Below are 19,680 nucleotides of genomic sequence, written 5' to 3'. Positions count from 1 at the left end.
GCATCCAGAATATTTGTTTCGCCGCGGTTGAGTGCATCAGTCACTTCTTGTGCCAAAGCCTCTTGCCAGGAGCCGCCGCTGTTTTGCTTGCTAGAGTCTTCTTTTAACTCTGGTGGCAAGTCATTCACATCTACATTTTGGCCAGGTGCCATGACTGTCAGCCAGTGACAAACGTTCTCTAACTGACGTACGTTACCACTCCAGCTCACCGACATTAAATATTTAAGTGCCGCTGGTGAAAGTTGCTTTGGTTCAACACCTAACTGCTGTGCACTGTGTGCCAGGAAATGCTTGGTCAGGAATGGAATATCCTCACGTCGCTCACGTAGAGGTGGCAAGCGCAGGCGGATGACGTTCAAGCGATGGAAAAGGTCTTCTCGAAACAATCCTTGCTTCACACGCTCTTCCAGATCTTGGTGAGTGGCGGCAATCACGCGGACATTGACTTTAATGGGTTGATGGCCCCCTACACGATAGAATTGGCCATCTGACAGCACGCGTAATAGCCTGGTTTGCAAGTCTGCCGGCATGTCGCCGATTTCATCGAGAAACAGTGTGCCGGTGTCAGCTTGTTCAAAGCGCCCTCTCCTGGCGGCCGCAGCGCCGGTAAATGCGCCACGTTCATGGCCGAACAGCTCTGACTCCAGCAAGTCCTTTGGAATAGCGGCAGTGTTGATGGCAATGAATGGTTTATCAGCGCGTGGGCTATGCCTGTGCAATGCGCTAGCCACCAGTTCTTTACCGCTACCAGATTCACCATTAATCAATACCGTGGAATGCGAACGACTTAGCCGGCCAATGGCGCGAAAGACTTCCTGCATGGCAGGCGCCTGGCCTATGATTTCAGGCGTCGGCTCATTGTCTTCTACTTTTTCCACTGCTTGCCGCATGCTTTCATCGACAGCGCGCTTGATAATTTCGATAGCCTGATCTACATCAAAAGGTTTCGCAAGATACTCAAACGCGCCGCCCTGGAAAGCTGCGACCGCACTTTCAAGGTCTGAATAGGCGGTCATGATAATGACGGGGATTTCAGGATAGCGCTGCTTTACCTCTGATAAAAAGTCCAGCCCTGAGCCATTGGGCATGCGGATATCACTGACGATGACCTGAGGTTGCTCACGGTTCAGGGCGTTGAGTGCCTCAGCTGGTGATGAAAAGGTTTTAAATTCAAAATCGGTGCGGGCAAGGGCTTTTTCAAATACCCAGCGGATTGATTTATCGTCATCTAAAATCCAGATTGGCTTCATAGCATTTCTCTTTGATTACTTTTATTTGATGGATGTGAGTCAAATGCAGAAAGCGGCTTTGTTTGCAAAGATCTCATTTGAATAATGTGCTTTCAATAGGCAACAAAATATGGAAAATGGTTTTACCCGGCTGAGAGTCGCAATCGATCATGCCGTGATGCTGGGTGATGAAGGTTTGTGCCAGCGCTAATCCCAAGCCGGTTCCACCTTCCCTGCCGGACACCAGCGGGTAAAAAATACGTTCTTTGATATCGGCCGGGATACCCGGGCCATTGTCAATGATTTCCAGATGGATGCCGACCCTATAGCGTTTTCTGGCCAGGGTGATTTGACGCTCGGCACGCGTACGGAAAGTAATGCTGGCGTCTTTCGTCGCGTTCTGTTGCATGGCTTGCGCAGCGTTGCGCGCGATATTCAGTACTGCCTGTATCAGTTTCTCGCGGTCACCTATCAGTTCGGGTAGGCTGGTGTCATAGTCGCGGATCACTTTGATATGATTGGGTGACTCCGCCAGCAGCAAGCTGCGTACGCGCTCCAGCACTTCGTGGATATTGGTGGGTTCGTATTTCGGCACGCGATGTGGCACCAGCAAACGGTCCATCAGGCTGTGCAGGCGATCAGCTTCTTTAATAATGACCTGTGTATATTCTTTCAGGCCAGGTTGCGGTAATTCAAATTCCAGCAATTGCGCCGCGCCGCGCAGGCCACCCAAAGGATTGCGGATTTCATGCGCCAGGTTACGTAGCAGCTCAGAGTTGGCCTGTTGCTGGATAAGCATGCGCTCTTCCCTGGCGATACGTAATTGTTGATCCATTTGCACAAATTCCAAGATCAGCATGTCTTCGGCAGTTTGGTTGATGCTGGTTGAAATAGGTGTCACGGTGCAAGTGACTGCGGTGGTATGTCCTCGCTGTGTGGTTAATGTGAATTCGTGTTCGCGGAAGGGGCCTTGCGTTTGGATGGCATTGGTGACTGCCATTTGCAGGATCTCGCAATTTACAAAAACATCATGGATATGCAGGCCTTGGATCTGGTTGGCGCTAAAAGCGAATAATATCTCTGCGCTGGAGTTGGCATAGGTTACTTCGAGTTGGTTATTCAGCAATATCACCGCAGTGGCAATATGCTCTAACCCGTTAAACCCATTTGGAGAAATTTGAACCATATCCCTAGCTTGATAAAATACTGGCTTGTTAAAATAAGTGATGACGCCCTGTTTTAAAGCAAAAGCCAAGCCAATTCTATATGATTTAATTCATTCCAAATTAAAAATTCCCAAAATGGTGCATTTAGTGAGTGAGCTCTTTATTCAGCAGGTCAATGTTGCGTTGATGTGCCTGGATTTCCGCCTCGATGATTTGTAACTTTTCTTCGTATTTCGCTACATTTCTAAAGGTTTTTCCGTTAGCGGCTCTGTACACTTCCGGGATATTCTTTTGCTCTTCATAGAGCATTTTTGCATTCTCAAGTGCTTGTTTTTCCTGATCTAATTCAGTCATCAGAATCTCACGGCGTTTGGCATCGCGCTGCGTCTGTACGTGGTTATCCACTTTAGGGAAATTGTTTGGTGTCGGCGTTTTGGCGGTTGACTTTCTTTCTGGCGCTGCCGCAGGAGGCGTCATTTCTTTGGGGCCACTAATGACCAATTCAGGCTTCTGTTTTCCATCTGGCTTGATATTGGTATAGGTGGTGACGCCGTTGCTGTCAGTATATTTATAGATATCAGCGAAACTTGGATTGGCCACCAGCACAATGGCAATAAAGTAAAAAAGTCTTTTCATGGCAATAGTTTAGAGTAGATTGTATTGCTTATCAACGTGCCTAAAATTTAAATGGTTGACGCTAGCGATTAACCATAAAAAACAGGGCAGCCGAAGCTGCCCTGTTTTGGTGCACACTCTTGCAATTAGCAGGAGATTAGCATGAGTAATATAAGCCAAACTCAACAGGATGTGGTGTTTGACGTAATTTAGTCACTTCTTCCATTTTTAATGCAATGTAAGCATCAATCCAGTCATCAGAGAAAACGCCACCGCGGGTCAGGAACTCACGGTCTTTATCCAAGTACTCCAGCGCTTGCTCAAGTGATGAACAAACGGTTGGGATCAGTGCATCTTCTTCTGGTGGCAAATGGTACAAATCTTTAGTTGCCGGCTCACCTGGGTGAATTTTGTTCTGAACGCCATCTAAACCCGCCATCAGCAAGGCTGAAAATGCCAGGTATGGGTTAGCAATCGGGTCCGGGAAACGTGCTTCAACACGGCGTGCTTTATCTGAATGTACGAATGGGATGCGGATCGCAGCAGAACGGTTTTTAGCAGAGTAAGCCAGTTTAACCGGTGCTTCGTAATGCGGAACCAGGCGCTTGTATGAGTTAGTACCTGGGTTGGTGATCGCATTCAACGCGCGTGCATGTTTGATGATGCCGCCGATGTAGTACAAAGCGAAATCACTCAAACCAGCATAGCCATTACCTGCAAACAGGTTTTTGCCATCTTTCCATACAGACTGGTGCACGTGCATACCAGAGCCGTTATCGCCAAACATTGGTTTAGGCATAAAGGTGGCTGTTTTACCGTAAGCATGCGCTGTGTTGGTAACCACGTATTTCAGGATTTGCGTCCAGTCAGCGCGCTGTGTCAACGTTGCGAATTTAGTGCCGATTTCACATTGGCCAGCAGTTGCTACTTCATGGTGGTGCACTTCAACCGGCACGCCCAGCTCTTCCAGGGTCAATACCATCGCAGAGCGGATGTCATGCAGTGAATCGACTGGTGGTACCGGGAAATAACCGCCTTTAACGCCTGGACGGTGACCGGTGTTGCCGCCTTCGAATTTTTCACCTGATGACCAGGCAGCTTCTTCGGAGTTGATTTTAACGAAACTACCACCCATGGTAGCGTCCCATTGTACGCTGTCAAAAATGAAGAACTCTGGTTCTGGACCAAAGTAAGCGGTGTCGCCCAAGCCGCTGGATTTCAGGTAGGCTTCTGCACGTTTGGCCAGACTACGTGGATCACGGTCATAACCTTTGCCGTCTGTAGGGTCAACAACATCGCAAGTCAGCACGAGTGTTGGCTCGTCAAAAAACGGGTCAACGAATGCAGTACTTGCATCAGGCATCAGTTGCATGTCAGACGCTTGAATGCCTTTCCATCCTGCGATGGAGGAGCCGTCAAATGCATGACCTTCGGTAAATTTATCTTCGTCGAAGTGAGAAACCGGCACAGTGACGTGCTGTTCTTTACCTCTGGTGTCGGTAAAACGGAAATCGACAAATTTGATGTCGTTTTCTGCAACCAATTTCATTACGTTTGCAACGGACATTACATTCTCCTCAGTGATCAAGGTCTAAATTTTTTAAGTTGCACACGCAAAAAAACGGGACATGTTGCGGATGTCCCGGAACGTGGGCAAATACATACAATGGATTTGGGACTGTGCTTAATGCCGAATCCCACAAAATCTTAGTGTGTAATATTAGCAGGAAGCATGCCACCCAAAAATATGCATTTTACGTGGTTTACAGGTAACCTGCATAAAATAGCAAAAACATTGAGCACAATTTGTGTGCATTGCAACAAATTAAGCACCAATATAGTGCATTCGTGAAAGCCAAGCCTTTGAAGGTATACTCTTCATTTTACAAAAATCTAATCAAAAATAAAGGCGCTGCCGTGGGTAATCTAGAAGATATTTTAAGTAAGGGAAGTACACGAGGTCAGGAAAGTAAGCTGCCTTATGCGGGTGCGTTAACCCCACAAGAAACTTATACGTTGATTGATCAAGGGGAAGCTGTTTTCCTGGTGGATGTCAGGTCGCGCGCAGAATTGGAGCTGGTTGGCCGTGTGCCTTTAGCTAAACACATCGAGTGGGCTTCTTACCCGGGCATGGTACCGAATCCTGATTTTGCAGCCCAGTTGCAAACACAGGTAGACAAGCATAATACCGTCATTTTTATGTGCCGCACTGGTGGACGCAGCCATAATGCCGCACTGCTGGCACAGCAATTAGGCTACAGCAAGGCCTACAATATGCTGGAAGGGTTTGAAGGCGAAGCAAACGAATTCAAGCAACGCACGCTGATAAACGGCTGGAAACACGCCGGTTTGCCGTGGAATAACTAATTCAATAACCTGATCAGCCAAGTCGACCTCATTAACTCTTTAACGTATGTTCACTGAAAAATTCGCAGTGATTGGGCATCCAATCGAGCACAGCAAATCGCCTGTGATACATCAGGCTTTTGCCAGCCAATTCGGTAAATCCATTAGTTATGAAAAGCTGCTGTCACCGTTGGATGGATTTTCCGAAACGCTGAATCGCTTGCATTTGGAAGGTTACCGCGGCGTCAATATCACTGTGCCATTCAAGTTTGAGGCATATGAAGCAAGTCATACACTTTCAGACCGGGCAACAGCTGCGGGCGCAGTGAATACTTTAAGTTTTAAAGACCAGCAAATCATTGGCGATAATACCGATGGCTGTGGTTTGGTCAACGATATTCTCAAGCATTGGCACCGTACCATTGAGGGAAAACAAATTTTGCTGCTAGGCGCTGGCGGTGCTGCTCAAGGGGTGATATTGCCGTTATTGGCGCAGAAGCCGGCGCTGCTGACGGTGGCTAATCGCAGCCTGGATAAAGCACGCACGATGGTGGAGCGATTTGAAGCTGGTGCGAAATCGAATCAGGTAAAGTTAGCAGTGCAAACTTTTGATAACTTAGCTGAAAATTATGACATTGTGATCAACGCGACATCTGCCGGTTTGCAGGCAGAGGCATTGCCCATCAAGGATGTGGTTTTTGCCCATCACACCTTGGCTTATGACATGATGTATGGTCGTGAAACGCCTTTTATGCAGCAAGCTCGCGCAGCTGAAGCGCAAGTCGCAGATGGCTTGGGTATGCTGGTAGAGCAAGCTGCCGAAGCTTTCTATATCTGGCATGGCTTACGTCCGGATACTGCATCAGTGATTCAATCATTCAGGCAAACCTGATCATTAAAACAATAAACGCTAACGCCATGAAGCAAATCATCAAACTGTTTTTCGGCATTCTGTTGTTGTGGGTGCTGCTTTATCAAATATGGGTACTAGCACACATATGGTGGTGGGTTGATCATAATCCTGAGTCAACGGCCTTTATGGAAGCCAGGTTAGAGGCCATACAGGAAGCTAAACCTAAAGCGCAATTGCAACAAAAATGGGTGCCTTATGCGCGGATCAGTTCGCATTTAAAACGTGCGGTGATTGCAGCTGAAGATAGTAAGTTTATCGAGCACCAAGGTTTCGACTGGAACGGGATAGAAACTGCGTTCGAAAAAAACCTCAAAAAAGGCAGAATTGTGGCGGGTGGCTCAACCATCAGCCAGCAATTGGCAAAGAATCTGTTTTTATCCGGGCACCGAACGCCCTGGCGCAAAGTGCAGGAAGCCATCATTACCTTTATGCTCGAAAGCCTGATGAGCAAACGCCGTATCCTGGAAATCTACCTGAACGTCATTGAGTGGGGCGATGGTGTGTTTGGCGCGGAAGCGGCGGCAAAACATTATTTTCACAGCAATGCCAAAGCGCTTGGCCCGAGTGAAGCGGCACGGCTGGCGGCCATGATCCCTAACCCCCGCTTTTATGACAATCACCGCAGCACACGCTTTTTAAACCGTCATGCAGCGACCATACAGGCGCGCATGCGATTGGTTAAAGTGCCGTGAATTAAAGCCTTTATTTAAGCAATCAATAGTAAAGACACGCACATACAATGAGTTGCATAAATATTTGTATGTGGCAAAACCACATCCGCTAACAGTGCAAATGTTGCACTTGTTAACAGGTGCAGCGATGCACTATCAAGGGGAAAGGTTGCATGTTGACCTTAGCCCTTTACAGCGAGATTTTTTAACAAGGGTGTAAGGTAACGGCCGGTATAACTGGCCGTATTTTTTGCCAGTGTCTCAGGTGTGCCCACCCCTACTACCATCCCACCGCCATCACCACCTTCGGGGCCCATATCAATCAGCCAGTCAGCTGTTTTGATCACATCCATATTGTGTTCAATAATCACAACCGTATTGCCTGCGTCACGCAGTCGATGGATCACATCCAGTAATAATTGAATATCGGCGAAGTGCAGGCCAGTGGTTGGTTCGTCGAGGATGTATAAAGTGCGGCCGGTGTCACGTTTGCTCAACTCCAGCGCCAGTTTCACACGTTGCGCTTCACCACCAGACAAGGTTGTCGCTGACTGACCCAGGGTGATGTAACCAAGGCCCACGTCCAGCAGGGTTTTCAGTTTTCGTGCAATCACTGGCTGCGCATTGAAAAAGTCATGCGCCTGCTCAACCGTCATCTCAAGCACTTCACGGATATTTTTACCCTTGAACTGAATTTCCAACGTCTCGCGGTTGTAGCGGTGACCTTTACACACATCGCATGGCACATACACATCAGGCAAAAAGTGCATCTCAACGCGGAGCACGCCATCGCCCTGGCACGCTTCGCAGCGGCCACCTTTGACGTTGAATGAATAGCGTCCTGGTCCGTAGCCACGGGCCCGGCTTTCTGGAACGCTGGCAAACAGGTCTCGGATCGGTGTGAATAAGCCGGTATACGTCGCCGGGTTTGAACGCGGTGTACGGCCAATCGGGCTTTGGTCAACATCGACAACTTTGTCAAAAAATTCCATGCCTTCGATGTCTTGATAAGGCGCCGGTTCGGTGCTGCTGCCGTATAAATGCGCGGCGACTGCACGGTAAAGTGTATCGTTAATCAAAGTGGATTTACCGCTACCTGACACACCAGTCACGCAGGTAAGCAAGCCAACGGGGATCTCAATGCTCACATTTTTCAGGTTATTGCCTGTGGTGCCATTCAGTTTAACCATGCGCTCCGGGTCAGGTTGCGTACGTGGTAACTTGAACTGGATCTGTTTTTTGCCGCTGATATATTGTCCCGTCAAAGAATTAGGGTCAGCCTGAATCTCGGCTGCCGTGCCGGAAGAAACAATCCTGCCGCCATGCTCCCCGGCACCTGGCCCGATATCGACAATAAAATCTGCCAGCAGAATGGCGTCCTGGTCGTGTTCAACCACAATCACGCTATTACCCAAATCGCGTAAACGTTTCAGGGTTTCCAGCAAGCGGTCATTGTCGCGTTGATGCAGTCCAATGGACGGTTCATCCAGTACATACATGACGCCAGTCAGGCCGCTGCCGATTTGTGAAGCCAAACGAATACGCTGCGCTTCACCCCCAGACAGGGTCTCCGCCGAACGTGAAAGAGACAGGTATTCCAGACCGACGTTGGTCAGGAATTTCAGGCGGCTTTCAATTTCTTTAACGATTTTCTCGGCAATCGCCAGTTTCTGGCCGCTAAGTTGCAGGGTTTCAAAAAAGTTGAGCGCCTGTTTAAGTGGCACTTCGCAAATCTGGTGGATATTTTTATCGCCAACTTTGACGTGACGCGCTTCTCTGCGCAAACGGGTGCCGTGGCATTCGGGGCAAACTGTTGCATTGATATATTTGGCCAGCTCATCACGCACCGCAGTGGAATCGCTTTCGCGATAACGGCGCTGAAGGTTATTGATAATGCCTTCGAACGTATGCGATTTGCTGAAAAAAGTACCCCGTTCGTTCAAGTACTTGAAGGTAATCTGTTCACGGCCGGAACCGAACAACAAGGTTTGCTGTATCTCGTCCGGTAAATTCTCAAACGGGGCTTCCAGATCAAAGTCGTAGTGCTGGCTCAGGCTGGCAAGCATCTGGAAGTAAAATTGGTTACGTTTGTCCCAGCCTTTAATGGCGCCGCTGGCCAGGGATAGATGCGGAAAAGCGACCACGCGTTTGGGATCAAAAAAGGTGACATTGCCCAAACCATCGCATTTTGGGCACGCGCCCATTGGATTGTTAAAGCTGAACAGGCGCGGCTCAAGTTCTGCCAGTGAGTAGTCACACACCGGGCAGGAAAACTTGGCTGAAAACAGATGTTCTTTTTCGGTATCGATTTCCAGCGCAATCGCTTTGCCATCAGCCAGTCGCAGCGCAGTTTCGAAGGATTCTGCAATACGCTGCTTCATGTCTTGCCGCACTTTGAGGCGATCAACCACCACGTCCACGCTATGCTTCGTGGTTTTAGCTAATTGCGGCAGTTCGTCCATTTCATAGACTTTGCCGTCAATACGCAGGCGGACAAAGCCTTGTGCTTTCAGCATGTCAAACAAATCCAGCTGTTCACCCTTACGGTTGGCGACAACAGGTGCCAGGATCATCAGCTTGGTATCTTCCGGCAGCTTGAGCGTACTATCCACCATTTGGCTGACCGTTTGAGACTCTAATTTAATGTGGTGGTCCGGGCATTCAGGATCGCCGGCGCGTGCATAAAGCAGACGCAAATAATCATGAATTTCGGTAACTGTACCGACGGTGGAACGCGGATTGTGCGAAGTGGATTTTTGTTCGATGGAAATCGCAGGCGATAAGCCTTCAATCAGGTCAACATCCGGCTTGTCCATACGTGCAAGAAACTGTCGGGCATAAGCTGACAGGCTTTCAACATAGCGACGCTGTCCTTCTGCATACAAGGTATCAAAGGCCAGTGAGGATTTTCCTGAGCCGGAGAGGCCGGTGACAACCACAAGTTGGTTGCGTGGAATATCCAGATTGATGTTCTTCAGATTGTGGGTGCGCGCCCCGCGAATTTTGATAAATTCCATGATACTTTCACGAACAGACAGCCAACCTGATAATATACGCAATTATTCTGAATTAAGCCAAAGTTTCTTCTGGCTCACCATTTCTTACCCTTAATTGCGTTTCTTATTTCTATTGCCATGCAGTTCTCTGAAAAAATGACCCGGTTGGAAACGCGCGCGACGATTGCCCTTGCCTCCATCTATGGCTTGCGCATGCTCGGCATGTTTTTGATTTTGCCAATTTTTGCTATCTATGCTGAAAAATTGGAAGGCGGCAGTAACCATACCCTGATCGGCCTGGCACTTGGTGCCTACGGCTTTATGCAGGTGATTTTCCAGTTACCGTTTGGCATCGCCTCTGACCGCTTGGGGCGCAAAAAATTGATTTATGTCGGGCTGATATTGTTTGCGATTGGCAGTATCTGTGCAGCAACCGCTACCGATATTTATATGGTTATTCTGGGACGCGCCATTCAGGGTGCAGGCGCAATTTCTGCCGTTATCACTGCGCTGGTGGCCGACTCAACCCGTGAAGAACACAGAACCCAGGCGATGGCTATGATAGGCGCCACCATAGGCTTAACATTTGCGGTTTCGTTAGTGCTTGGGCCAGTGCTTAACCAGTATATCGGTGTGCCGGGAATGTTCTGGTTGATGGCGGCTTTATCGATTGTCGCGATTGCCGTGGTCAAATTTGGTGTGCCGACACCGGTCAATGCGCATGTACATTCTGATGCACAAGCAGTGCCGGCCAGAATGCGCGAAGTCCTCAAAGACAAACAACTATTGCGTTTGAATTTTGGTACTTTCTGCTTGCATGGCGCACAAATGGCCATGTTTATGGTGGTGCCCTTCGCGATCAAACATAGCACCGGCCTGAATGAGAATCTGCACTGGAAAATCTATTTGCCGGTACTGATCGTGTCTTTCTTGTTGATGGTGCCTGTGATTATCTACGCAGAAAAAAAAGCCAAGCTAAAACCGGTGTTTGTGAGTGCGGTGGCATTAATGATGCTAACCCAGATTGCCTTTATTTTCAGCCTGGATTCTTTGACCGGAATCGTACTCGCCCTGTTCAGCTATTTCCTTGCATTCAATATCCTGGAAGCTACCCTGCCCTCGCTGATCTCCAAAATGGCACCGGTGGCTGCCAAAGGCACTGCCATGGGTGTGCACAACACCGCGCAATCGTTCGGCATGTTTTTAGGTGCAGCCATGGGCGGGTGTTTATCCAATTATTTTGGCAGTAGTGCCGGTGGTGCCGTATTTTTAATCTGTGCAATCGCCATGCTCATCTGGTTCGGTCTGGCGTTGGGTATGCAGCCGCCGCCTAGCGTCAAAACCAAGATGTTCCATATACAAGGCTATGACGACAAACAAGCGTCCCAACTTGCGCAAGATATTCGTGCCATGGAGGGGGTGTTTGAAGCGGTCGCCATTCCCTCGGAGACGATGCTCATGGTAAAGTTAGAGAATCAGCGCAGTAAAGAATTTCAGGCGACATTGTCGCAAGCAATCATGAACAGGATAGGGAGCTAGTGTCATGGCATCAGTGAATAAAGTGATTTTGGTGGGCAATCTGGGACGTGACCCGGAAGTGCGCTTTATGCCGAATGGCGAAGCAGTGGCTAACTTCAGCATCGCCACCACCGAAAACTGGAAAGACAAATCCGGCGTCAAGCAGGAAAAAACAGAATGGCATAATATCGTCATCTATCGCAAATTAGCTGAGATTGCTGGTGAGTACCTGAAAAAAGGTCGCCCGGTATATATCGAAGGCCGTTTGCAAACGCGCAAATGGGAAAAAGATGGCGTCACCCGCTACACCACTGAAATCGTGGCTGACCAGATGCAAATGCTGGGCTCAGGCCGTGAGGGTGGTAGTACCTCATATGATGGCGGTGACATGGACCAAAGCGGCGGATCCGATAATTACAACCAGGCACCGGCCCGTCAGCCTGCTGCGAATAATGCCGGTGGTAATCGCAACGCCTTCAGTCAGCCAGCGAGCAAGCCGGCCGGCAACTTTGATGATTTTGATGACGATATCCCATTCTAAAAACGCATTTCCAAGATAGCATCTAAAGCCCGAAAGTTTTTCGGGCTTTTTATTTATGGATTATCTTGGAATGAAAATGCGACTGCATCATAAAAAATGGTTAGCTCTACTGTTTATTTTTCCTCTACTGATAAATGTGGCAGGCGCGCAAACGGATAATGAGTCACATTTGCCAGCGGAAAAGCACATTAAAACTGCCAAGCGAGAAATGAGCGCGCATACCGAAGATCTGCGTGCGTTGATGCTTACACTCTATAACCTGAACCCTGGGGAGCTCGCCAAAAGCACGCAGGTTGGCGAGCGCGAAATGACAGAATGGGTGTTTGATGGCAAGGCCAACTGGAAATTTGACGGGATACGTCGCCAGCAAGGCACACCGGCGATTGCACTGGTGTTCGATCCTGATTTCACTGGGGACAATGTTCTGGCACTGGTGGTGGGTATTGAAACGCTGCTGTTCGATGCCTATGGAGCTACCAACGAATTCGATATTCCTGCGATGCAGGATCAACAAAAACAGAGGCAGGCACGATGTGAGCTACAAGGGTTGTTGCAAAAAATCGCTTCGCAACCCGCTGCCGGAAAACAATCTGCGATGTTGGCTCAATCGTACTCAAGTCAGGAAATTCAAAACACCCTTCGCACGATAATCAAACGCATCAACCCTAAAAGTGACAAAAAAACAGATTTGGCTTGTCCACATTAATTCAATACGCTAGGTATTAATTCAATATGCGAGGCGTGCTTCAATACATTGGGCGTGCAGCGCTAATTCAGATGATGCTGTTTCCATCAAGCGGGTCATTTCAGTCGCCATTATCTTCATTTGGTTCTATTTTTTGCGATGTTTTGTATGCCCATCACGAGGGCATACTAGCCAAGCCTTATGCCGCAGATGAGGCTCGCTTTTTTCTCCTGTAAATCGAAATCCCCAGCCAAGTTTATCTTTGCCCCCTCCTGAACGATACGCCACCCGAGCGTAAAGCCTGCCTGCTCAGATACATTCAGCCTGATCCCTTGGTTGACTTTAAATTTAAAGGGCTCTTATAATCCGGCCTCATGTTAACAAAAATTAGTAACTTTAATTAATTGTAATCAATGTAAGCGGTTTATTACTCATGGCAAATCCGCCCCTTTATCGGCATGCAGCGCTCAATGCCCAAAAAACCCACTGGCTGGGCACCATTCTACTTATCCGTCCATTGAGCTACAGCGTGTTAACGCTGATCGCAGTCTTGTTTGCCACGATGGTGGTGGTGTTCATGACATGGGGTACTTATACAAAACGTAGCGCGGTGGTTGGTCAGCTGGTGCCGGAAACCGGCCTGGTTAAAGTGTATTCACCGCAATTTGGCATTGTGGTCGATAAGCGCGTGCGAGAGGGGCAGGCAGTTAAAAGAGATGAGGTGCTGTTTGTGCTTTCCAGTGAACGTTATTCTGATGAGCAAAACTCTATCCAGGCTTCAATCAGCACTCAACACAAGCAACAGCGGCAATCACTGCAAGATGAGATTGGAAAAACCAGGTTGCAGCAGCGAGACGAACAACAAGCATTGCAATCTCGCCTGGATGGCATCAAGGATGAGTTGGAGCGGCTGGATGTGCAATACCAGGCCCAGCAAACGCGCGTTCAGTTGAGCGATGAGGCTCTCAAACGGTATCAGGGTTTGCTGGAAAAAAATTATATTTCCCGAGAGCAGACGCAGCAAAAACAGGAAGACTGGATAGAGCAATCTACCCGGCTTGAATCGATGACGCGCGAGCAAGTACGCATGCGGCGCGAGCTGGCAGCAAGGCAAGATGAGTTATCAAGTTTACGCGCCAAGCACCAGAACCAGATTGCCCAATTAGAACGTAGTGTTTCCAGTGTCAGCCAGCAACTGACCGAGAGCGAAGCTAAACGCAGGCTGGTGATCCGCGCACCGGAATCCGGTACTGCGACCGCCGTAGTCGCCAACCTTGGAACAGCGGTAGAAGGCAGCCGCCCGCTGGTCAGCATTGTGCCTGCAGGGGCGATGCTGCAAGCCTATCTATTTGCACCTAGCCGCGCTGTGGGCTTTGTGCGCGAAGGGGTGCCGGTCAGGCTGCGTTATCAGGCCTATCCATACCAAAAATTTGGACAAGCGAGTGGTCGTGTCGAGTCCGTATCCAGAACGGCGTTGCCTGCCGGCGAAATTTTCACCATGGGGAATCCATCCGCTAACAGCCAGAATAACGAACCTTATTATCGCATCACCGTAGTGCTGGAGCGGCAATCCATCACTGCTTATGGCAAGCAACAGCCATTGCAGGCCGGTATGTTGCTGGACGCCGACATCATGCTTGAGCGCCGGCGGTTATATGAATGGGTGCTTGAGCCTTTGTTCAGCCTGACAGGCAAATTCTAAAATAATGCACAAGAGAGTGAGCCATGTCTTTTCTTAGTCAATTGTCGTTCGGCTTAGGGCGCAAGCTCCCCAGTATCCTGCAAACCGAGGCTAGTGAATGCGGGCTGGCCTGCCTGGCCATGGTATCCAACTATCATGGGTTTCGCACGGATTTGTCAACCTTGCGGCGATTATTCCTGATCTCGATTAAGGGCACGACGCTGAATTACCTGATGGCCATGGCGCAGTCGGTCGGGTTCACTACACGTCCGGTGAAGCTTGAACTGGAAGACCTCCGGGATCTGCGTCAGCCATGCATCCTGCACTGGAATTTCAACCATTTTGTGGTGTTGAAGGAAGTCAACGCGAGGCATATTGTCATCCACGACCCGGCGACTGGCTTGCGCAAACTCTCGTTTGAAGAGGTTTCAGGCAGTTTTACCGGCGTCGCTATGGAATTATGGCCTAACCCTGGATTCAAACGGGTGACTTTTAAGCAAAGCCTCAAACTGCGGGACATGATGGGGCATGTCACCGGCTTGTATCGTTCATTAGGCCAAATCCTGTTGCTGGCGCTGGTGCTTGAAGTGTTTGCGCTGGTGTCGCCTTTGTATATGCAATGGGTGGTTGACCACGCGATTGTCGCCGCTGATGTTGATCTGTTGACCACACTGGCGATTGGTTTTGGCATATTGATGTTGATGCAACAAACAATCACCACTTTGCGGGCCTGGGTCATCATGCATATGGCAACTAACCTCAATGTGCAATGGCGGGCTAATATTTTCGCCCACCTGATCCGCCTGCCGGTAGATTTTTTTGAGAAGCGCCATCTGGGGGATGTGGTTTCAAGGTTTGGCGCCATTGACCAGATACAGCGCACACTGACCAGTACGTTTGTCGAGGCGATATTGGATGGGTTGCTGACCCTTGTCACGCTGGTGATGATGTTTTTGTATAGTCCCCAAATGGCATGGATCGCCATTGGTGCCATGGCACTTTATGCGATTGGCCGTTGGTTGTGGTTTCGCCCGTTGCGAAATGCCACTGAAGAGCAGATCGTACATGCTGCCAAACAGCAAAGTCATTTTATTGAAACGGTGCGTGGGGTGCGGGCAATCAAGTTGTTTCAACGGCTGGATGAGCGTCGCACCAGCTGGCTCAGCTTGTTTATCGAGCAAGTGAATGCTGATTTACGCACGCAAAAACTGCATGTTCTGTACCGTTTAATCAATGGATTGCTATTTGGTCTGGAACGGGTGCTGATCATCTGGCTGGGTGCAAGACTGGTGATTTCAGGGGACTTTACCGTAGGTGCGTTGCTGGCATTCATTGCCTATAAAGACCAGTTCGTATCGCGTGTGAGTGGCTTGATTGACCGCCTGGTGGAAATGCGTATGTTGCATCTGCAAGGCGAACGGTTAGCAGATATCGCCTTGGCTGAGCAGGAACCAGTCTCTCTGGATACGATTAATAAGCATGAGTTGGCAAAATTACCCGCCAGCATCCACATCAAAGGCTTGCGCTATCGATATGCAGATGCTGAGCCTTGGGTCCTTGATGGCATCGATCTGAAGATAAATGAAGGTGAGTCGGTGGCGATTGTGGGACCTTCCGGTTGTGGCAAATCCACGTTATTGAATGTCATGCTTGGAATCCGCACTGCTAGCGAAGGTGAAGTCCTGATAGGCGGCCAGCCATTATCCAAATTAGGCCTGGAACAGTTACGCAGCATGATAGGCACAGTCATGCAGGACGATGCGCTGTTTGCAGGCTCCATTGCAGACAACATTTCTTTCTTTGACCAGCAAGCTGACTATGACTGGGTAGAAGAGTGCGCACGCAAAGCAGCCGTCTATGAAGAAATCATGGCCATGCCCATGGGCTTTAATACGTTGATTGGAGATATGGGTGCCGCTATTTCCGGCGGGCAGAAACAGCGTATCTTGTTGGCACGTGCCTTGTACAAGCGGCCGCGGATGCTGCTTTTAGATGAAGCCACCAGCCACCTTGATGTGACGCGAGAAGCGATGGTCAATCAGGAAATCCAGACCTTGAACATGACCCGTGTCATCATTGCCCACAGACCGGAAACCATTGCCTCCGCCGATCGCGTGATCACGCTGGAAGCAGGCAGAGTGCAAACAGCCGCTGCTATTAGCCAATGACCGGTGATACGCAATGAAACACAGTTTGGGTTTCTTATTATGTTTGATGACGCTTTTAAGCAAGCCGGCTTCGGCTCTCAAGCTGACTGACTTTCTGGAGTTTCAGCAGCACATGCAAGGCAGTCCCGCAAAGAATATGCTGGTTACCCAGCCGGATGCTGCCAGTGCTATTTGTGCAGATAGCCTGCCCGAACAACCATTGGCACTGATTGATGTCGTTGAACAGGCGCTGTGCAACAATCCGAGGACCTCTGAAGTATGGGCTACCGCGCGTGCACAGGCAGCCCAGGTAGGCGTGCAACGTGCCAATTATTTACCCAAGGTCAATCTGGTTACCGGCATTTCCAAAATCCATAACGAAGTGACCAATTCGCGTTTTTCATTTCTCGACCAGGATAATCGTATTCTGAATCGTGCCCATAGTTTGCGCCTGACCTGGCTGGTGGCTGATTTCGGACAACGGTCTGCCAAGATGAAACAGGCAGAAGCGTTGCTCGATGCTGCCAATGCGCTGCATGATGCGGCCTTGCAGGAAGTCTTTATTAGTGCCGCCCAGGCTTATTTCGATAATTTATCCACCCTCGCCATACTGGGATCCTTTGAAGAGTCCGAGAAAGTCGCCAGGGAAAGCCTGGCTGCTGCTACCGCAAAATTCAAGGCTGGCGTGGGCTTGTTGACTGACCAGTTGCAGGCACAAACTGCATATTCACAAGCCAGGCTGGATAAAACCAAGGCCGAAGGCGATCTAAACAATGCACATGGCGCATTGGCTTCAGCGATGGGTGTAGTGGCTAATACTCGGTTTAATGTGAAAAATCGTGGTGACCAACTTGAGAAAACTGATTTTGTTACTACAGTAGACGAGATGATCCGCGAAGCGACTGAGTTTCATCCTACCATTATTGCAGCAAGGGCGAAGCTGCGCGCGGCAACAGACAATATCCAGGCCGTCAGCGCCGAGGGCTTGCCCACCCTGAGTCTGAACGCAGAAATCAGCCGCACCGACCAGTTAGGTCAAGCACAATTAGCCGGTGTGCCTGCCTCGGATATATATACAAATAACTCCACGGTAGGCATACAGGTGAATGTCCCCGTATTTGAAGGGTTTGCTCGCAAACATCAGGTGCAATCTGCGGAGGCAGAATCGCAAGTGCGGGAGGCCGAATTGAAGCGTGTTATCCAGCAGGTTACGCTGGATGTGTGGAAAAGTTACCATGCATTAGTTTCTGAACGTGAAAACTTGCGTGCTGCAATGGAGCTAGTGACTAACTCCCAACAGGCGTTTGAGGTGGCACAAGGCCGGTACAACGCAGGCGTTGGCAATATCATAGAATTATTGAATGCTCAGAACGTCTGGTCGAATGCCAAGCAGCAAAATATCAAATCACTGTCTGCCTGGCGCACCGCCAGATTAAAACTTGCCGCCAGTATGGGGCGCGTAGGATTATGGGCGATTACCGATTCCGCATTACGTTAAATAATATAAGTTAACATATATTATTAAATGTCTTTACAAGTTAATAAAAATTATTTACATTCTTGTTCGGTTCCTGTTTTTTTTATTCAGGATTACCAAATTATCTAGTTCAGATAATGCTTCACCCGTCTATCGGGACGGGATTCTAAAATTTAATAAATGGAGAAAGTTATGGCGATTCAAGAATTGAACAAAGCTGAAATCGAAGTCGTATCTGGTGGCGCAGCATTAAATCTGACCAGCCTGGTCAGTGGTTTGCCACTAGTGGGTGGTTTGCTGGGCGGCTTGTTGGGTGCTGTCGGTAGTTTGTTAAACTCTGTTTCAGGCTTGTTGACCGGATTGCCGGTGGTTGGCCCTGTGGTAGGCAGCGTATTGGGCGCCGTATTTGGTGTAGTTGGTGGCATCGTTACTCTGTAATCGATCACTGTTTGATACCAGTAAGAAACCCCGCTTCGGCGGGGTTTCTTTATTAAAGCTAATTTGATTGGGGAGGTTTGCAGTTTTTCAGATGTAGATGGTCACTATCATCCAAAGTTGTCTGATCACCATTCAAACGTAAATCCATGGTGCCGTAATGATAGAGCTGCTTGTCAGTCGCATCCCTCACCAATCCCACTTCATGGTCTGGCAGCATCACCCAGGCATCTTCTCCGTTCTGCGAGAGCTTAAGGCCAAACGATTGGTAATTGTCACATTGATAATGGACGGCTTCTTTTCCATATCGTGGGGTTTCTTTGGTGCCTTTTTCGAATGGGTTGGGTATTTCAAAACTTTTACAGCCAAACAGCAATGCTGAAATGACGGAAAGGGTTAAGAATGAATAAATGTTCTTCATGGTGCCTAGAGTTATTTAATGGTCGTTGAATTGAATGCACTGTATTGTGCCACCCATGGTGTATAGACTCAATCCTTTTGCGCTGGTGGCTGGTATGCTGCACGTATCAGCCTATCCCTCAGCGCAGCCCATTCAGGCGTGCCTGGGGGGGATTCAATTAAAATAACCGCGGCCTGCAAGGCATCCAGAGTATGTAACGCTGCATACAGCTGTTCAGCAGCTTGTGACGGCTCTGGCGATAAAGCAATGCTATTTTTAATACCTGTGACAGCGTGATTGCCTACCAGCAAAGCAGCGGCTTCAGGTTTGCTCAATGCATAGTCTGTTAATGCCTGGCGTGAATCAAATAACAGGCATGGCGTACGCGGAGAATAGTGCAATAGATGTTGTCCCGGTGCTTTAGGTATTTTTCTAAATATCTGACCGGGCTTCTCAGCGACCAGTGCGATGGCACTTTCTGCAATCATGCCTGGCCGCAATAGTTGCCACTCATCACCCATTACGCTAACAATGGTGGATTCAATGCCTACGCTGCAAGCGCCGCCGTCTAATACCGGGATGTGATCGCCCAAACTGGATTCAACGTGTGCGGCCGTCGTTGGACTTAATTGCGTATATTTATTGGCAGAAGGGGCGGCCAGTCCTAATCCGCTTTCCTGTAGTAATTGCCTGGCAACGGGATGAGATGGTACGCGCAACGCTATCGTAGGCTCTCCGGCGCGTACGGCCATAGAAATATCCTCACGCGCCGGCAATACCAAGGTAAACGGTCCTGGCCAGAATGCAAAAGCCAGTTTTTCTGCCAGGGGCGAGAATTCGCTTGCCCATTGTGAAACCTG

Annotated in this window: 17 protein-coding genes (1 of these 17 running past the window's edge); 10 read left to right on the top strand and 7 right to left on the bottom strand. The window is 49.1% G+C overall.

Translation table 11 applies throughout. From position 1 onward, the window contains the following. From ntrC to glnA, 4 genes are all read right to left on the bottom strand, one after another. Window positions 1–1,250: nitrogen regulation protein NR(I) (gene ntrC, locus VK958_RS13210; RefSeq protein ID WP_325242114.1), on the bottom strand; the 1,250-nt coding region annotated here is incomplete at its 3' end. 73 nt (window positions 1,251–1,323) lie between these two features. After that, window positions 1,324–2,415, bottom strand: coding sequence for a nitrogen regulation protein NR(II) (glnL, locus tag VK958_RS13205; protein ID WP_325242112.1), 1,092 nt, complete (start codon window positions 2,413–2,415; stop codon window positions 1,324–1,326). Window positions 2,416–2,539: 124 nt separating this feature from the next. Next, complete coding sequence (locus tag VK958_RS13200; RefSeq protein WP_325242110.1) at window positions 2,540–3,031, bottom strand: DUF4124 domain-containing protein; 492 nt, start codon at window positions 3,029–3,031, stop codon at window positions 2,540–2,542. A 136-nt stretch (window positions 3,032–3,167) separates the two neighbouring features. Beyond that, window positions 3,168–4,577, bottom strand: a complete 1,410-nt coding sequence (gene glnA / locus VK958_RS13195; protein ID WP_325242109.1) for a type I glutamate--ammonia ligase — start codon at window positions 4,575–4,577, stop codon at window positions 3,168–3,170. A 350-nt stretch (window positions 4,578–4,927) separates the two neighbouring features. On the opposite strand from glnA, the gene VK958_RS13190 reads away from it, so the two are divergent. From VK958_RS13190 to mtgA, 3 genes are read left to right on the top strand one after another with little or no spacing between them, the layout of a single operon-like run. Further along, on the top strand, window positions 4,928–5,377 hold the full coding sequence (locus VK958_RS13190; protein WP_325242108.1) for a rhodanese-like domain-containing protein: 450 nt from the start codon (window positions 4,928–4,930) through the stop codon (window positions 5,375–5,377). A 46-nt stretch (window positions 5,378–5,423) separates the two neighbouring features. Then, on the top strand, window positions 5,424–6,248 hold the full coding sequence (gene aroE / locus VK958_RS13185; RefSeq protein ID WP_325242107.1) for a shikimate dehydrogenase: 825 nt from the start codon (window positions 5,424–5,426) through the stop codon (window positions 6,246–6,248). 26 nt (window positions 6,249–6,274) lie between these two features. Next, complete coding sequence (gene mtgA, locus VK958_RS13180) at window positions 6,275–6,961, top strand: monofunctional biosynthetic peptidoglycan transglycosylase (RefSeq protein WP_325242106.1); 687 nt, start codon at window positions 6,275–6,277, stop codon at window positions 6,959–6,961. A 161-nt stretch (window positions 6,962–7,122) separates the two neighbouring features. Here the strand turns inward: mtgA and uvrA are convergent, their stop codons facing one another. After that, the gene (uvrA, locus tag VK958_RS13175; RefSeq protein WP_325242104.1) at window positions 7,123–9,957 is read right to left on the bottom strand and encodes an excinuclease ABC subunit UvrA; all 2,835 of its coding nucleotides are present in this window, start codon (window positions 9,955–9,957) and stop codon (window positions 7,123–7,125) included. A gap of 117 nt (window positions 9,958–10,074) precedes the next feature. Here uvrA and VK958_RS13170 point away from each other — a divergent pair, with 117 nt between their 5' ends. The 7 genes from VK958_RS13170 (at window position 10,075) to VK958_RS13140 (ending at window position 18,423) form a co-directional block, all read left to right on the top strand. Then, the gene (locus VK958_RS13170; protein ID WP_325242102.1) at window positions 10,075–11,475 is read left to right on the top strand and encodes an MFS transporter; all 1,401 of its coding nucleotides are present in this window, start codon (window positions 10,075–10,077) and stop codon (window positions 11,473–11,475) included. A gap of 4 nt (window positions 11,476–11,479) precedes the next feature. Beyond that, on the top strand, window positions 11,480–11,995 hold the full coding sequence (gene ssb / locus VK958_RS13165) for a single-stranded DNA-binding protein (RefSeq protein ID WP_325242100.1): 516 nt from the start codon (window positions 11,480–11,482) through the stop codon (window positions 11,993–11,995). Window positions 11,996–12,071: 76 nt separating this feature from the next. Then, window positions 12,072–12,701, top strand: a complete 630-nt coding sequence (locus tag VK958_RS13160) for a hypothetical protein (RefSeq protein WP_325242097.1) — start codon at window positions 12,072–12,074, stop codon at window positions 12,699–12,701. Window positions 12,702–13,113: 412 nt separating this feature from the next. Beyond that, window positions 13,114–14,382, top strand: a complete 1,269-nt coding sequence (locus tag VK958_RS13155; protein ID WP_325242092.1) for an HlyD family secretion protein — start codon at window positions 13,114–13,116, stop codon at window positions 14,380–14,382. Between the two features lie 23 nt (window positions 14,383–14,405). Next, entirely contained in the window at window positions 14,406–16,529 is a 2,124-nt protein-coding gene (locus VK958_RS13150) for a peptidase domain-containing ABC transporter (protein WP_325242090.1), read from the top strand. A 13-nt stretch (window positions 16,530–16,542) separates the two neighbouring features. Further along, window positions 16,543–18,006, top strand: a complete 1,464-nt coding sequence (locus tag VK958_RS13145) for a TolC family protein (RefSeq protein ID WP_325242088.1) — start codon at window positions 16,543–16,545, stop codon at window positions 18,004–18,006. Window positions 18,007–18,177: 171 nt separating this feature from the next. After that, entirely contained in the window at window positions 18,178–18,423 is a 246-nt protein-coding gene (locus VK958_RS13140; protein ID WP_325242086.1) for a hypothetical protein, read from the top strand. Between the two features lie 58 nt (window positions 18,424–18,481). On the opposite strand, the gene VK958_RS13135 is transcribed toward VK958_RS13140, so the two are convergent. Together VK958_RS13135 and VK958_RS13130 are read right to left on the bottom strand one after the other, a co-directional pair. Continuing rightward, window positions 18,482–18,841, bottom strand: a complete 360-nt coding sequence (locus VK958_RS13135; RefSeq protein ID WP_325242084.1) for a hypothetical protein — start codon at window positions 18,839–18,841, stop codon at window positions 18,482–18,484. A 68-nt stretch (window positions 18,842–18,909) separates the two neighbouring features. Beyond that, window positions 18,910–19,680, bottom strand: partial view of an L-threonylcarbamoyladenylate synthase gene (locus VK958_RS13130; RefSeq protein WP_325242082.1) — the 3' portion only. Its footprint extends 183 nt past the window's final position; the window shows 771 of its 954 coding nt (coding positions 184–954); its start codon lies off the right edge, out of view; the stop codon is at window positions 18,910–18,912.

This window comes from Methylophilus sp. (assembly GCF_035460085.1).
Lineage (GTDB): Bacteria > Pseudomonadota > Gammaproteobacteria > Burkholderiales > Methylophilaceae > Methylophilus.
This window is presented reverse-complemented; position numbering and strand designations above follow the sequence as displayed.